Source organism: Klebsiella sp. CN_Kp106, assembly GCF_040064575.1.
GTDB lineage: Bacteria > Pseudomonadota > Gammaproteobacteria > Enterobacterales > Enterobacteriaceae > Klebsiella > Klebsiella michiganensis.
On record NZ_JBEAIG010000001.1, the window covers coordinates 206,151 to 221,439 of the forward strand.

Consider the following 15,289-nt stretch of genomic DNA (forward strand, 5'->3'; position numbering starts at 1 on the left):
CGGGGCGCTGCTCTGACGTTACTGCCAGCTTACCTCGCCTTTCGGTTCATAAGCTGCCGCGTCCAGCGGTGAGTTTTTCTGGATATACTCTTTCAGCACCTCCGCGTCGATGAAGCCGGTATTCACATAGCCGGGCTTGGTATCAATATGCGGGTAGCCATCGCCGCCGGTGGCGTTAAAGCTCAGGGTCGCCATACGGTAGGTCTTCGCCGGATCGACCGGTTCGCCTTTGATAGTCAAATTATTAAGCTTACCGTCTTTGGCCACAAAACCGACGTTGGCAAACTGCGGATAGGCGCCAGAATCGGGCTTCATCTGCGCCACGGCGGTCAGATACTCCGTCACTTCCTTACCGCTCATATCGACATACACCAGCACGTTGCCGAAAGGCTGTACCTTCATCACGTCTTTATAGGTGATATCGCCCGCTTCAATCGAATCACGCACGCCGCCGCCGCTCATCACCGCGAAATCGGCATTGCTGCGCGCCATCTGCGCCGCCAGCAGCAGACGTCCCATATTGGTTTGCACAAAACGCACTTTGCTGCGATCGCCCTCCAGGTGCGCGTTTACGCTACCGATTTTGACCTGCAGCTGCGCTTTGCCCTTATTCTGGAACGGCGTCAGCAGGGAGAGCATCTGCGGATTTTCGGCGATTTGCGGCGTATAGAGCACGCGCTCGCTCTCGCCGTTGTCGTAAGTGACCTTTTTCTTCAGGTTGACCGGGATCAGCTGATAGTGCACCAGCTTCATTTCGCCGTTGCGGAATTCGAAGTCGGCGCGGCCCACATATTTGCCCCACTCATGGGCCTGGACGATCCAGATACCGTTCTGCTTGTCCGGCGCGCACGGGCTGCCCGGAACGTAATCCACCTGTTTTTTATTCTCAGAGGCCATGCATACCGGGTCCTGCGAGTGGCCGCCGACGATCATCGCCAGCGAACCTGCCGGCAGGCTGCGCGCCATCTCGACGTCGCCCGGCGCATTCGAGCCGTGGGCGCCGTTGTCATAATGGCCCATGTGGGTGGTGGCCAGAATGACGTCCGGTTTTTCATTCTGCTGCAGCTCCTGGATAACGAGTTTGGCCTCTTCCGCCGGTTTGCGGAACTCGATATCCGTAAAAAACTCAGGGTTACCAATTTTGGCCGTATCGTCGGTCGTCAGGCCGATAACCGCAATATTCAGCCCGCCGCGTTTGAACAGCGCCCACGGCTTAAACAGACGCTCGCCGGTGCTTTTCTGGTAAATATTGGCGGAGAGGAACGGGAACTTCGCCCATTTTTCCTGCTGACGCAGTACGCTAAGGGGATTATCAAACTCGTGATTGCCCACCGCCATCGCATCATAGCCAATCAGGTTCATCCCGCGAAAATCGGGTTCCGCGTCCTGTAAGTCGGATTCCGGCACGCCGGTGTTGATATCGCCGCCGGATAACAGCAGCACGCTGCCGCCCTCTGCCGCCACCTCTTTGCGAATGCCGTCCACCAGCGTTTTTTGTGCCGACAGCCCGTATTCGCCGTAGTCGCTGCGCCAGAAGTGGCCATGATGATCGTTAGTATGCAGGATGGTAATTTTATAGGTTTTATCCTGCTCATAAGCCTGCGCAGACAGGCTCCCCAGCGATAACGCCGTGAATAGCGCCAGCGCAACGCCTTGCTTCATAAAGTGCATATTTCTCTCCCTGACGAAATGACAAGTGCCGAAAGTATAGCGAGTTAGCCGATTAGACAAATATGTTTTCAGAATTGCGACTTCCTTCAAACCTTAGGGGCAGGTATGTTAGGCAGATAATAATTCCACCTGCATCCTCTATAAAAAATACTTAAGCGAACCTATGGCAATGAATCAGACCGCACGACCCTTATCCGGCCCCGCTGCTGCGCCGCAAAAAGCACGCACCTCGTTTCGCATTCTCGGCGCTATCAGCCTCTCGCATTTGCTAAACGATATGATCCAATCGCTTATTCTGGCTATCTACCCGCTGCTGCAGGCCGAGTTTTCGCTGACCTTTGTGCAGATAGGGATGATTACCCTCACCTTCCAGCTGGCCTCATCGCTGCTGCAGCCGGTCGTCGGCTATCTGACCGACAAACACCCGATGCCGTGGTCGCTACCGATAGGCATGTGCTTTACCTTAAGCGGTCTGGTACTGCTGGCGATTTCCGGGAGCTTCGGGATGGTTCTGCTGGCTGCCGCGCTGGTCGGTACCGGCTCTTCGGTCTTTCACCCGGAGTCTTCACGCGTGGCGCGAATGGCCTCCGGCGGTCGCCATGGCCTGGCGCAGTCGATATTCCAGGTCGGCGGCAACTTTGGCAGTTCGTTAGGCCCGCTGCTTGCGGCCCTGATTATCGCGCCCTACGGCAAAGGTAACGTTGGCTGGTTTGTCCTGGCGGCGCTGCTGGCGATCGTCGTGCTGGCGCAGATCAGCCGCTGGTATGCCGCTCAGCACCGTATGAACAAAGGTAAACCCAAAGCGGTCATTGTCAATCCATTGCCGAAAAACAAAGTCATTCTGGCGGTTAGCATTCTTTTGCTGCTGATTTTCTCAAAATACTTCTATATGGCGAGCATCAGCAGCTATTACACCTTTTATCTGATGCAAAAGTTTGGATTATCGGTGCAAAACGCGCAGTTTCATCTGTTTGCTTTCCTTTTTGCCGTCGCGGCGGGAACGGTGATTGGCGGGCCTGTAGGCGATAAGATTGGGCGAAAATATGTTATTTGGGGATCTATCCTTGGCGTAGCGCCGTTTACTCTTGTTTTACCCTACGCATCGCTGGAATGGACCGGCATTTTAACGGTGATAATTGGTTTTATCCTCGCGTCGGCTTTTTCCGCCATTCTGGTCTACGCTCAGGAGCTATTGCCGGGGCGGATCGGCATGGTTTCTGGTTTGTTCTTCGGATTTGCTTTTGGCATGGGTGGCCTTGGCGCCGCGGTGCTGGGGCTATTAGCTGACCATACCAGTATCGAGCTGGTCTATAAAATCTGCGCTTTCCTGCCTCTTATCGGCATCCTGACGATATTTCTGCCTAACAACCACCAAAAGTCCTGATTCTTCGGCAGCCAAAGTGTAACTTTGGCTGCCTCAATCCCTTACTCCACCAGCATTACCCCGCATAAGCTGCTGCCATTTTGCGGTCCGTGCTTTTTTGCATGCCAATTCCATTTTTCTGCAAAATTCAACGATTATTCATAAACAAAACCGCTGAAATTGTCATAAACTATTATTCGGTTTTTTGGTTTTATACCCTAAATAATTCAAGTTGCAGGAAGGCGGCGACGCAGGAAATCCCCTGGAGCTTACTGAAGTAAGTGACTGGGGTGAGCGAGGAAAGCCAACGCCCATGCAAATTGAAGTATGACGGGTATATGCCGAAAATGGATCAGCTCACCACTGCAAGGAGACGGAATGCACCACGCAACACCGCTAATCACCACCATTGTCGGCGGCCTTGTGCTCGCCTTTATTCTCGGCATGATTGCCAATAAGCTACGTATTTCTCCTCTGGTGGGATATTTATTAGCGGGCGTGCTGGCCGGACCTTTTACCCCTGGTTTCGTTGCTGATACCAAGCTGGCGCCGGAGCTGGCAGAGCTTGGCGTGATCCTGCTGATGTTCGGCGTGGGTCTGCATTTCTCCTTAAAAGATTTGATGGCGGTCAAGGCCATCGCTATTCCGGGGGCTATCGCCCAGATCGCCGTGGCAACGCTGTTGGGTATGGCGCTCTCTGCCATGCTGGGCTGGTCGTTAATGACCGGGATCGTTTTTGGTCTGTGTCTTTCTACCGCCAGTACCGTGGTGCTGCTGCGCGCGCTGGAAGAACGACAGCTTATTGATAGCCAGCGGGGGCAAATCGCCATCGGCTGGCTGATTGTGGAAGATCTGGTGATGGTGCTGACGCTGGTGCTGCTGCCGGCGGTCGCCGGCATGACCGAGAAAGGCGACGTTGGCCTGGCTACCCTGGCCCTCGATATGGGCATTACCATCGGTAAAGTCGTTGCCTTTATCGCCATAATGATGCTGGTAGGCCGCCGCCTGGTGCCGTGGATTATGTCACGCAGCGCGGCAACCGGCTCGCGCGAGCTGTTTACGCTGTCGGTGCTGGCGTTAGCGCTCGGCATCGCCTTCGGCGCCGTTGAGCTGTTTGACGTCTCCTTCGCCCTCGGCGCCTTTTTCGCCGGTATGGTGCTCAATGAATCCGAGCTCAGCCATCGCGCGGCCCACGATACCCTGCCGCTGCGCGACGCCTTCGCCGTACTGTTCTTTGTTTCCGTGGGAATGCTGTTTGACCCGATGATCCTGATCGATCAGCCGCTGGCGGTGCTGGCGACGCTGGTCATCATTATTTTCGGTAAATCGGCCGCCGCTTTCTTCCTGGTACGAATGTTCGGCCACTCGCCGCGCACCGCGCTGACCATTGCCGCCAGCCTGGCGCAAATCGGTGAATTTGCCTTTATTCTCGCAGGACTAGGAATGGCGCTGGATCTGCTGCCGCAGGCCGGGCAAAACCTGGTGCTTGCCGGCGCCATTATCTCCATCATGCTCAACCCGGTCCTGTTTACCCTGCTGGAAAAATATCTCGATAAAACGGAGACGCTGGACGAACAGACGCTGGAAGAAGTGCTTGAAGATGAGAAACAGATCCCCGTCGATATCTGTAACCACGCGCTGCTGGTCGGTTTCGGTCGCGTCGGGAGCCTGCTCGGTGAAAAACTGATGGCGCAGGGCGTGCCGCTGGTGGTTATCGAAACCTCGCGTACCCGCGTTGACGAACTGCGCGCACGCGGTATTCGCGCGGTATTAGGCAACGCCGCCAATGAAGAGATTATGAATCTGGCGCATCTTGACTGCGCCCGCTGGCTGCTGCTGACCATCCCTAACGGCTATGAAGCCGGGGAAATCGTGGCTTCCGCGCGCGAGAAGTGCCCGAATATCGAGATCATCGCGCGCGCCCACTACGACGATGAAGTGGAGTATATCGTTGAACGCGGCGCCAACCAGGTGGTGATGGGCGAGCGGGAAATCGCCCGCGCCATGCTGCAACTGCTCGAAACGCCGCCAGCAGGCGAGCTTATTACCGGTTAATGCTTCCGGCCCCGACTTCTCGGGGCCGGCTTTACTTACCGGCTTAGCGATCCCAGTAAGCCTCTTCCAGGCTATCTTCACGCTCCGGCAGGCCGCGGGTCAGACGCGGCGAGTGCTGGTTCAGCACCTGATAGCTCACGCGGTTAGCGTATTTACACACCTGCGCCAGCGAGGAATAGGTCAGCCACTTGCATTTGTGCTTGCTGGAGTTCGGCACGTTGTTGCGATGATAGTTATTGGCGGTGATATCGTGCAGCAGCGCCGCCAGCGCGCCGTCGCCCGCGCCGTTGGTATTCATGATCTTCTCCGGCCCGCCCATATAGGGTGCGATATGCGAATAAATACGCAGCGGATTTTCGCAATCCTGATGGCGCATCGCGCGGCTGAATTCATACTGGTTAAACTCGGCAATCGCGCCCGGCAGCAGCGGATGCTGCGTTTTGCGCTTAGCCTCATCCTCGGTAAAACTGGCCATATACAGCCCGGCAGGCCCGGCGGTGCACAGTACCAGGTCAACCCACTCCAGCGCCTTGTCGGAAGCCAGCAGCGGATCGGATAGTCCGGTCAGCGCTTCCGCCTCCTCTTCGTTCATCGCCAGAATAGAGACGTGCTCCTTGAGGAACGCCTGCCACCACGCCGGATTATCGGCGATAACGTATTTGGTCCCCAGAGTCAGGACCACCGGTACATCGTGCTTTTTCGCATATGCGATGGCCTGCATCGTCGCGTCCGGCATCGGCTCGCCCGGCTTGCAGCGCACGAGATAGGAGGTCAGCACCAGCGCGGAGGCGCCGGCGATGACGCTTTCCGGAATGCTTTCCGGACGGAGCTTGTTCATATGCCCGGGGCTGATCGCAAAGGTGCGCTCGCCGGAGTCGCTAATCAGCGTAAAGCAGCGCCCAATCGCCCCATCCACCCCCTGCAGGTAGTTCAGATCGGTACGGCTGGAGGTGTTGCACAGGTAGCGGTAGGCGTAGCCGCCGATTTCAATATTGCTGCACATGACGCCAAGCAGAACCGAACGGTCATCCGCCAGCACCGAGTAGTTATGCATGGTGTTACCGATGGTGCCGCCGGCAAACTGGTGGGTAATCAGGTCATTGCGAACCAGTTCCTGATACAGCGCTTCGGCGACATCGTCTTCAATCACCAGCGAATGCCCGGCGCTCAGGCCGTAGCGTACGATAAACGCCTCATCCACTTTCGCTTCGATATCGACCAGGGTTTGATCGATGCCGACCACCCAGGCGACGTTAGACTCATTGTCCGGCTGAATTTGCTGCAGCAGCGGATCGCGAGCGTTGACGGGAAAATAGTGTTTGGATTTGCGTTTACCGGGAAATTTCATAGTGGCGATTTATTGACAGTGAACAAGCGGGGAATAGTAGCATACTCCCCGCCGCACGCGCGATCAGCGATATTTCGCCGTCAGGTTGACCATCATTTCAATATGCGCGGTGTCCGCATTAAGCGCCGGAATGTACTCATATTGCTGGCCGCCGGCTTCGAGGAAGATTTCCCGGTTCTGCACCGCGATCTCCTCCAGCGTCTCCAGGCAATCGGCGGAAAAGCCGGGGCAGATAACCTGAATATGCTTCACCCCTTTCTCACCGAGCATTTTCAGCGTTTCGTCGGTGTAGGGCGTCAGCCAGGGCTCACGACCAAAGCGCGACTGGAACGTCATCATCACCCGGTCAGGCGGCAGCCCCAGGGCTGAAACCAGCTCACGGGTGGTATCGCGGCAGCGCTGAGGATAGGTATCCCCTTGCTGGGCGTACCGCTGAGGGATGCCATGATAGGAGAGCAGCAGTAAATCTGGCTCACCGTGCACCGCAAAGGACGCGCGCACGCTGGCGGCCAGCGCGTGAATATAGTCCACGTCATCGGCGTAGTCGCGAATAAAAGAGATGCCGGGGATGGCGCGCTTTTTGGCAAGGATACGCCCTAGTTCATCCCAGACCGCCGCCACGGTGGAGCAGGAGTACTGCGGATAGAGCGGTAGCACCACGATGTGATCCACGCCCTGCTCCAGCAGTTCATCAACCGCGCTCTCCAGCGACGGCGAACCGTAGCTCATCCCCAGCGCCACCGGCGTATCCGGAAGCCGCGCGGCCAGCGCCTGCCGCTGCTGCTGGCTATAGACCATCAGCGGCGAGCCGTCTTCCATCCAGATGGACTGATAGAGCTTAGCGACCCGGGGCGCTCGCAGGGGCAGTATCACGCCGCGCAGCAGCGGCCACCACAGTAGACGGGAGGTATCCACCACGCGCCGATCGCTAAGAAACTGTCGTAGATAGCGCTTTACCGCGTCGGGCGTGGGCGCATCGGGAGTGCCTAAATTGGCTAATAAGATACCTGTTTTCGTCTGATGCATTACCGCCTCTTAACCATTTGAATCGCTGACAATTGTAGCTGAAATGGCGCTAAACGGAACCAATCATAGAAAAAGGTAAAATGAGAGGAGTTCTCACCCCGCCGCGGCGGGGTGAGAACTAACGGAATTAACCGAGGATTTTTTCCAGTTCAACGCGAACGTCGGCCACCGCTTTGGTGCCATCGACTTTCGCGTACTGGGTATTGCCCGCTTCGGCTTCTTTCTGATAGTAGCCGATCAGCGGAGCCGTCATCTGATGATACTCAACCAGACGCTTACGCACGGTCTCTTCCTGGTCGTCTTTACGGGTGGTCAGCTCTTCGCCGGTCACGTCGTCTTTGCCTTCAACTTTCGGCGGATTAAATTTGATGTGGTAAACGCGGCCGGAAGCTGCGTGAACGCGACGCCCGATGATGCGGTCAACGATCAGTTCGTCAGGAACATCGAATTCCAGCACGTAATCCACGGTGATACCCGCTTCTTTCATGGCGTCAGCCTGCGGAATGGTGCGCGGGAAGCCGTCCAGCAGAAAACCGTTGCGGCAATCTTCCTGAGTAATACGCTCTTTGACCAGGGCGATAACCAGTTCGTCGGTGACCAGCTTACCGGCGTCCATAATATCTTTCGCCTGTTTGCCCAGCTCGGAGCCTGACTTCACCGCGGCACGCAGCATGTCGCCGGTGGAGATTTGCGGAATACCGTATTTCTCCATGATGAACTGAGCCTGAGTTCCTTTACCCGCGCCCGGAGCGCCAAGCAGAATAATACGCATTACGAAAATCCCCTCAAAAGTTGATTCAATTTTTCAAAAAACGCTAAACCATACCACCAGAACGCGGATGGCTCAAGGAAGGCGGGGCGGCTGAAACGGTTAATGGTGAGATATTTTACGTAGAGTGCGGTTTGATGCCCTCACCCCGGCCCTCTCCCAGCGGGAGAGGGGTAGAGTGAGGGTAAAGATTACGACGCCAGCAGCTGGTTCATGCGGCGGATAAACTGGTTCGGATCTTCCAGCGTACCGCGCTCGGCCAGCAGCGCCTGATCGAGCAGCAGCTCAACCCACTCGCCGAACTGCGCATCATCCTGGGTATCCGCCGCGCGTTTTACCAGCGGATGCAGCGGGTTCAGTTCAAAGATGTACTTCACTTCCGGCGCGGCCTGGCCCGCAGCGGCAAACAGTTTTGCCATCTGGGTGCTCATTTCATCCGCGTCGGTGGTGACGATGGCCGGCGTATCGGTCAGACGATGGGTCAGACGAACCTCTTTCACCCGGTCGCCGAGCAGCGTTTTGGCACGCTCAACGAACGGCTCCAGCGCCTTCTCGGCTTCTTTAGTGGTTTCATCCACTTCGTCCGTCAGCTTATCCAGCGACTCATCGGCTTTCGCCACCGACTGGAACGGCTTACCGTCGAACTCGGTCAGATAGCTCATCATCCACTCGTCGATGCGATCGGAAAGCAGCAGCACTTCAATGCCTTTCTTACGCAGCAGTTCCAGATGCGGGCTGCTTTTCGCGGCGGCGTAGCTGTCGGCGGTAATGTAGTAAATCTTCTCCTGCCCTTCTTTCATGCGGGAGACGTACTCTTCCAGCGACACGGTCTGCGCGGCGGAGTCGGTATGGGTGCTGGCGAAACGCAGCAGTTTGGCGATGGCCTGCTGGTTAGCCTGATCTTCCGCCGGCCCCTCTTTCAGCACGAGGCCAAACTGCTGCCAGAAGGTCTGATATTTTTCCGCGTCGTCTTTCGCCAGTTTTTCCAGCATCTGCAGGGCGCGTTTGCTCAGCGCGGTACGCAGATTGCGGGTGACGCTGCTGTCCTGAAGGATTTCACGTGACACGTTCAGCGGCAGATCGTTAGAGTCGACCAGGCCGCGGACGAAACGCAGGTAGTTCGGCATAAACTGCTCGGCGTCATCCATGATGAAGACGCGCTGCACGTACAGCTTCAGGCCGTGTTTATGATCGCGATTCCACATATCCCACGGCGCCTGCGACGGGATATACAGCAGGCTGGTGTACTCCTGCTTACCTTCAACGCGGTTGTGGCTCCAGGTCAGCGGATCGCTGTAATCGTGGGCAATGTGCTTATAAAACTCGTTATACTCGTCGTCTTTGATTTCCGACTTATTGCGCGTCCACAGCGCCTGGGCTTTGTTAATTTTCTCCCAGCTAATGACGGTTTCGCCGTCAACGTCTTCGCGCTTTTCAATTTCCACCGGCAGCGCAATGTGATCGGAGTATTTGCTGATGATCGAACGCACGCGCCAGTCGTTGAGGAAATCGTCCTCGCCTTCGCGCAGGTGCAGCGTGATCTCGGTACCGCGATCGGCTTTGTTAATGTCGGCAACGGTATATTCGCCTTCGCCAGCGGATTCCCAGAAGACGCCGTTTTCGGCGCTGTCGCCCGCCGCGCGGGTACGGACGGTAACTTTATCGGCAACAATAAACGCCGAATAGAAGCCCACGCCGAACTGGCCAATCAGCTGGCTGTCTTTCGCCTGGTCAGAGCCCATGGACTCAAGGAACGCTTTGGTGCCGGACTTGGCGATGGTGCCGAGATGGTCGATGACCTCATCGCGATTCATACCAATGCCGTTATCGGCGATGGTCAGGGTGCGGTTGTCTTTATCAAATGAAACACGCACGCGCAGTTCGCCGTCGCCTTCGTACAGATCCGGCTGGGACAGCGCGCGGAAGCGCAGCTTGTCGGCCGCATCGGAGGCGTTGGAAATCAGCTCACGCAGGAAAATTTCTTTATTGGAATAAAGAGAATGGATCATCAGGTGCAGAAGCTGCTTGACCTCTGACTGAAAACCACGAGTTTCTTGTCCTTTCATCTAAATCAACCTCAACAATGCCATTGTTAATGGTAAAAAAACCGTTGAGGGTGAGATGGGGACAGAGGGAGAAGTTTTCAAGCGGAGGCCCCGAAAAGCGCCTCCGTTTGATTAAAAACGAATCTTATGCCGCCCGGCGAGCGAGTGGGATAGCGTCGTGCCGTCAACCATTTCCAGCTCGCCGCCGACCGGTACGCCATGGGCGATACGGCTCGCGTCTACGCCATACTGCGCGCAGAGCTCGGCGATATAATTGGCCGTCGCCTCCCCTTCTACCGTTGGGTTGGTCGCGAGGATCACTTCCTGCATCGATTCGTCACGCAGACGCTGTTCCAGACGATCGAGCCCAATGTCATCCGGCCCGATACCGTCAAGCGGCGACAGGTGGCCCATCAGCACAAAGTAGCGACCGGAAAACTGCCCGGTCTGCTCGATAGCGTAGATATCCGCTGGGCTCTCTACCACGCAGATCTGGCCGTTTTCCTTGCGCCGAGGGTTGCTGCAAATATTGCACACCTCCTGCTCGGTGAAGGTACGGCAATCGGCGCAGTGGCCGATTTCCGACATCGCGCGCGTTAGCGCCTGCGCCAGGCGCATTCCGCCGCTGCGGTCGCGCTGCAGCAGGGTAAACGCCATGCGCTGCGCCGACTTCGGGCCGACGCCCGGCAGGCAGCGCAGTGCTTCCATAAGCTGCGTTAACAGCGGACTGGTCTGCATCAGAACGGCATCTTAAAGCCTGGCGGCAGCTGCATACCGGCGGACACGGACGCCATTTTTTCTTTCTGCGTCTCTTCAATGCGGCGGGCGGCGTCGTTAAACGCGGCAGCCACCAGATCTTCCAGCATCTCTTTGTCGTCTTCCAGCAGGCTCGGGTCGATCTCAACGCGACGGCAGTTGTGCGCGCCGTTGATGGTGACTTTTACCAGGCCAGCGCCGGATTCACCGGTCACTTCCAGTCGGGCCACTTCTTCCTGCATCTGCTGCATTTTTTCTTGCATCTGCTGGGCCTGCTTCATCAGGTTACCCAGACCGCCTTTTCCACCAAACATAGGCTTCTCTCTCAGTAAGTCATCGTTAAGGATGCTGACCGCAAGTCAGACTTGCAATCAAATGGGGCGAATACTCTCTTCATCCAGGTCCGCATCGAAGAATCGACGCAGCGTCTGAATGTTATTATCCGCAATAATCGCTTCACGCGCCTGCGCGAGCTTTTCTTCATAAATTGCCTGCCGCCACTCAAGCGGCGTGCGCATCGCGGGATTATCATCTTCCACGATGGTCAATTCAACCGGCGTACCGTACAAAATACCGAGCGCTTCCGCCAGCTTTTGCTGCGCGCCCGCCGAATTCAGGTGACGCTGGCTCGGACGCAGATGCAGGCAGACGCGATTGCCCTCCTGCTCTTTCCAGGCGTTCAGGGCGACCTGCTCCACCAGTTTGGGTACCGCAAGCCGGCTGACTTCCGCCGCCCAGCTATCGCGCTCGGCCGCTTCGACTGCCAGCTTTGCCGCCAGTTCCGGCGTTTTTTCATGCTCCAGCGCTTTTTTCAGCGCCTTCGGCGTCGCCACTTCTTCTTTTACGGCTTCAACAACCGTCGTCGATTTCCAGCGATAGGCTTCCTTTTTCGCCGGCGCTTTCTCCAGCGCAGCCGCCGCCGGACGCGCCTGTACGCGTTCGGTAATTGAACTCAGTCGTTCCAGCGCAGCGTTATTCACCGGCCGCGCGCGGGAAGCGGCTGCCGGTTCACTCTTTTTTGGGGTGGGCGCTCCCTGGCTACGCTGCAGCTGGCTGCGGGCCGCCAGCACCTGGCTGGTGGTCTGCGGCAAATTCGGCGGCGGCGACGGCGGCGCGGATGCCGGGGCAGCCTGCTGGGCCGGTGCGGCCTGAATAGCCTGCACCGGCGGCGCCTCCGGTTCCGGCAGCGGCATACGCGGATGGAAAGCCAGCGCACGCAGAAGCGTCATCTCGACGCCCATTCGTCTGTCCGGGGCGTACGGGAGCTCTTTGCGGCCAATCAGTAGCGTTTGATAGTACAGCTGAACATCGGTTGGCGGCACCGTCCGCGCCAGCTCGCGCATGCGCAGCTCAATCGCGGCCATATCCGCTCCCAGCGCCGACGGCGAGAGCTGAACCATCGCAATACGGTGCAGCAGGCTTTGCATCTCCACCAGCAAGGCCTCCCACTCCACGCCGCGGGCGGCAGCCTCATTGACGCCGGCCATGACCCGCTCGCCGTCGGCAGCCACCAACGCCTCAATCAGCGAAAGCGCCTGATCGTCGTCAAGGGTGCCGAGCATGGTGCTGACGGATTCAGCCGTCAGGCGACCGTCGCCGCTGGCAATGGCCTGATCGGTCAGGCTTAACGCATCGCGCAGGCTACCGTCCGCCGCGCGCGACAGCAGCTGCAGCGCGCGCGGTTCAAAAGCGATCTGCTCGGCGCCGAGAATATGCTCCAGCTGATGGCGAATCTGTTCGACGTCCAGCGCCTTAAGATGGAACTGCAGGCAGCGGGAAAGAATAGTCACCGGCAGCTTCTGCGGATCGGTCGTCGCCAGCAGAAATTTAACGTGCGCCGGGGGCTCCTCCAGCGTTTTTAACAACGCATTGAAGCTGTGGCGCGAAAGCATATGGACTTCATCGATCAGATAGACCTTGAAGCGACCGCGGGCCGGCGCGTACTGGACGTTATCCAGCAGATCGCGGGTATCTTCGACTTTGGTGCGCGAGGCGGCATCGATCTCAATCAGATCGACAAAGCGCCCCTGTTCTATTTCACGGCAGTTATCGCAGACGCCGCACGGCGTGGCGGTAATGCCGGTTTCGCAGTTTAATCCTTTTGCCAACAGGCGCGCGATAGAGGTTTTACCGACTCCGCGGGTACCGGAAAAAAGATATGCGTGGTGAATGCGCCCTAACGACAAGCCGTTCGCCAGTGCGGTCAGCACATGTTCCTGGCCGACGACGTCAGCAAAGGTTTGTGGGCGCCATTTACGGGCTAAGACCTGATAACTCATGGGCTGGCTCTGAAACGCTGGAAGGTGAAATCACGAGGGGTCATGCTATCACAGCCCCGCTCAATCAGCGAGGCTATGTGGCGGGATTTGCTTAGTGGCCCGGGAAAGGGACCAGGCTATAGCAGTTGATTCCCAGTTTTTCCAGGCGCTGCTCGCCGCCCAGATCGAACAGATTAATAATAAAGGCCGCATCGTGCACTTCACCGCCCAGGCGACGAATAAGCTTCACGGTGGCGTCAATGGTGCCGCCGGTTGCCAGCAGATCGTCAACCACCAGGACTTTATCGCCTTCTTTGATCGCATCGACATGGATTTCCAGCTGATCGGTGCCGTACTCAAGCTCGTAGCTTTCTGCGATAGTTTCACGCGGCAGCTTACGCGGCTTGCGTACCGGAACAAAGCCTACGCCCAGCGCCAGCGCAACCGGTGCGCCAAATAAGAAGCCACGCGCCTCGGTGCCCACCACTTTGGTAATCCCCGCGTCTTTATAACGCTCGGCCAGCAGCTCAATGCTGAGCGCGTAGGCCTTCGGGTCTTCCAGCAAGCTGGTGACATCACGGAAAAGGATGCCAGGTTTCGGATAGTCCTGGATGCTTTGGATGCTGTTCTTCAGATATTCAAGCTGCTGTGCTGTTGCGGTCATAAGTGTATGCCTGATTAAAACGGTGTTACTCACGGGCATGCCAAATGGGCCAAAGAAACTTTTGTTTAACCTTTGACCAGGCTTACCCGCGCTCGAAAACGCCAGAATTTACTGGCTGTCAGCGACAATTGCAACCATCATTATTGCGCATCAGTGCTTTTGTTGCTTTGCATCAACCACCGGAATGCGCCACATAAATATCAGCAGACAGGTCAGAATGATCAGCAGCAAGATGCGCACCCAGGTAAGATTAACCAGCCACAGCGAAATGGCAAAGGTCAGCAAAATCATCGCGACCGCCCGCGGCTTCGCGCCCGGCGGCATGGCGCGGTATTTCTGCCAGTGACGCAGGTAGCCGCCAAACCATGAGCGATACAAAAGCCAGTGGTGAAAGCGCGGCGACGAGCGCGCAAAGCACCAGGCGGCAAGCAGGATAAACGGCGTCGTCGGCAGTAGCGGTAAAAACACGCCCAGCGTTCCCAGCGCTACCGCCAGCCAGCCAATGATGATCAAAATAATACGTGGCATAATGCGAATCGTTATCACGAAGATAACGCTAATGTAGCACAGTTGCTTATCAGGGGATGGAGGAGTTATTTGAAAACCGCCCGGCTTTTACATTCACTGGAAAACCAGCTTGCGGAGCTGGCCGCTCAGGTGGCGCCCATGGCCAATCACGCGACCCTCAGCCCGCGCTTCGATCGTCAGCTGTTCCGTACCCGCAGCACGCAGATGCAGGCTTATCTCAATGAGGCCAGAGACGGCTTAACGGCGTTAAAACAGGCGGCCGAACGCCAGCAGCTTGCGCAGGTCGCCTGGCTGGCGGAACGTCTCGTTGCTCAAATCGCCGCGATTAATCGGGAAACGGCGACCTGGCCATTACGCGCCTGGGATAGCGCGTCGCCAACGCTTAGCCGCTGGCAGCGCCGACGTCTACAGCATCAGGAGTATGAACGGCGCCTGCTGGCCATGCGCAGCGACCGACAAAGACGACTGGCGCAAGCCATTAGCCTTGATGACCAGCAGCGGCTGGCAAAGGAAGTTGAAGCCTATACCGGGCGCCTGGCCCGCTGTCGCGACGCGCTGGAAAAAATTGAAAACAGACTGGCCCGCTTAACGCGCTAACGGGAGGAAGAAGTATGTCGCTGGAAAATGCCCCTGACGAGGTCAAGCTGGCCGTCGATTTAATTATGCTGCTTGAGGAGAATAAAGTTCCTGCGCAAACCGTGCTAGCTGCGCTGGAAATTATCCGTCGAGACTATGAAAACAAAGTAAAAAGTGCGGAAGAGGCCTCGCAAAACGCACAGGAGTAGCCTGTTGGCGGATCGGTAGGG

14 protein-coding genes and 1 other annotated feature are annotated in these 15,289 nt (G+C 57.1%); of the genes, 4 read left to right on the forward strand and 10 right to left on the reverse strand.

The genetic code is table 11. The annotated features are described in order from the left end of the window. Positions 1 to 18: 18 nt before the first annotated feature. On the reverse strand, positions 19 to 1,671 hold the full coding sequence (gene ushA / locus ABLU96_RS00890) for a bifunctional UDP-sugar hydrolase/5'-nucleotidase UshA (protein WP_032748309.1): 1,653 nt from the start codon (positions 1,669 to 1,671) through the stop codon (positions 19 to 21). Between the two features lie 163 nt (positions 1,672 to 1,834). Here ushA and ABLU96_RS00895 point away from each other — a divergent pair, with 163 nt between their 5' ends. Both ABLU96_RS00895 and ybaL read left to right on the forward strand, forming a co-directional pair. Next, on the forward strand, positions 1,835 to 3,055 hold the full coding sequence (locus ABLU96_RS00895) for an MFS transporter (protein WP_064405075.1): 1,221 nt from the start codon (positions 1,835 to 1,837) through the stop codon (positions 3,053 to 3,055). Between the two features lie 357 nt (positions 3,056 to 3,412). Then, entirely contained in the window at positions 3,413 to 5,089 is a 1,677-nt protein-coding gene (ybaL, locus tag ABLU96_RS00900) for a YbaL family putative K(+) efflux transporter (RefSeq protein ID WP_014228214.1), read from the forward strand. A gap of 43 nt (positions 5,090 to 5,132) precedes the next feature. On the opposite strand, the gene ABLU96_RS00905 is transcribed toward ybaL, so the two are convergent. From ABLU96_RS00905 to ABLU96_RS00945, 9 genes are all read right to left on the reverse strand, one after another. Continuing rightward, positions 5,133 to 6,437 (reverse strand): inosine/guanosine kinase, encoded by a 1,305-nt coding sequence (locus tag ABLU96_RS00905; RefSeq protein WP_004137947.1) that lies wholly within the window; start codon positions 6,435 to 6,437, stop codon positions 5,133 to 5,135. Between the two features lie 63 nt (positions 6,438 to 6,500). Then, positions 6,501 to 7,463 (reverse strand): ferrochelatase, encoded by a 963-nt coding sequence (hemH, locus tag ABLU96_RS00910; RefSeq protein WP_004129953.1) that lies wholly within the window; start codon positions 7,461 to 7,463, stop codon positions 6,501 to 6,503. A 127-nt stretch (positions 7,464 to 7,590) separates the two neighbouring features. Continuing rightward, positions 7,591 to 8,235, reverse strand: coding sequence for an adenylate kinase (gene adk / locus ABLU96_RS00915; RefSeq protein WP_004848363.1), 645 nt, complete (start codon positions 8,233 to 8,235; stop codon positions 7,591 to 7,593). Between the two features lie 188 nt (positions 8,236 to 8,423). Next, positions 8,424 to 10,298 (reverse strand): molecular chaperone HtpG, encoded by a 1,875-nt coding sequence (htpG, locus tag ABLU96_RS00920; RefSeq protein WP_009653565.1) that lies wholly within the window; start codon positions 10,296 to 10,298, stop codon positions 8,424 to 8,426. A 111-nt stretch (positions 10,299 to 10,409) separates the two neighbouring features. Further along, positions 10,410 to 11,015, reverse strand: a complete 606-nt coding sequence (gene recR, locus ABLU96_RS00925) for a recombination mediator RecR (RefSeq protein ID WP_004129946.1) — start codon at positions 11,013 to 11,015, stop codon at positions 10,410 to 10,412. After that, positions 11,015 to 11,347 carry a YbaB/EbfC family nucleoid-associated protein gene (locus ABLU96_RS00930; RefSeq protein ID WP_004099673.1) on the reverse strand — a complete coding sequence of 111 codons (333 nt, stop codon included), beginning with the start codon at positions 11,345 to 11,347 and terminating at the stop codon, positions 11,015 to 11,017. The genes recR and ABLU96_RS00930 overlap by 1 nt, the downstream gene beginning before the upstream one ends. Positions 11,348 to 11,404: 57 nt before the next feature. After that, complete coding sequence (gene dnaX, locus ABLU96_RS00935; protein WP_048261463.1) at positions 11,405 to 13,312, reverse strand: DNA polymerase III subunit gamma/tau; 1,908 nt, start codon at positions 13,310 to 13,312, stop codon at positions 11,405 to 11,407. After that, positions 12,008 to 12,072: a sequence feature (DnaX frameshifting element), on the reverse strand. It overlaps the preceding gene by 65 nt. Before the next feature lie 91 nt (positions 13,313 to 13,403). Next, entirely contained in the window at positions 13,404 to 13,955 is a 552-nt protein-coding gene (apt, locus tag ABLU96_RS00940; protein ID WP_004099669.1) for an adenine phosphoribosyltransferase, read from the reverse strand. 150 nt (positions 13,956 to 14,105) lie between these two features. Beyond that, positions 14,106 to 14,483, reverse strand: a complete 378-nt coding sequence (locus ABLU96_RS00945) for a DUF454 family protein (RefSeq protein ID WP_004848353.1) — start codon at positions 14,481 to 14,483, stop codon at positions 14,106 to 14,108. A 69-nt stretch (positions 14,484 to 14,552) separates the two neighbouring features. Here ABLU96_RS00945 and priC point away from each other — a divergent pair, with 69 nt between their 5' ends. Next, a complete protein-coding gene (priC, locus tag ABLU96_RS00950; protein ID WP_048261459.1) occupies positions 14,553 to 15,080 on the forward strand; it encodes a primosomal replication protein N'' in 528 nt (175 codons plus the stop codon). 14 nt (positions 15,081 to 15,094) lie between these two features. Further along, positions 15,095 to 15,268, forward strand: coding sequence for a pleiotropic regulatory protein RsmS (gene rsmS, locus ABLU96_RS00955; RefSeq protein WP_014228211.1), 174 nt, complete (start codon positions 15,095 to 15,097; stop codon positions 15,266 to 15,268). Positions 15,269 to 15,289 lie beyond the last annotated feature (21 nt).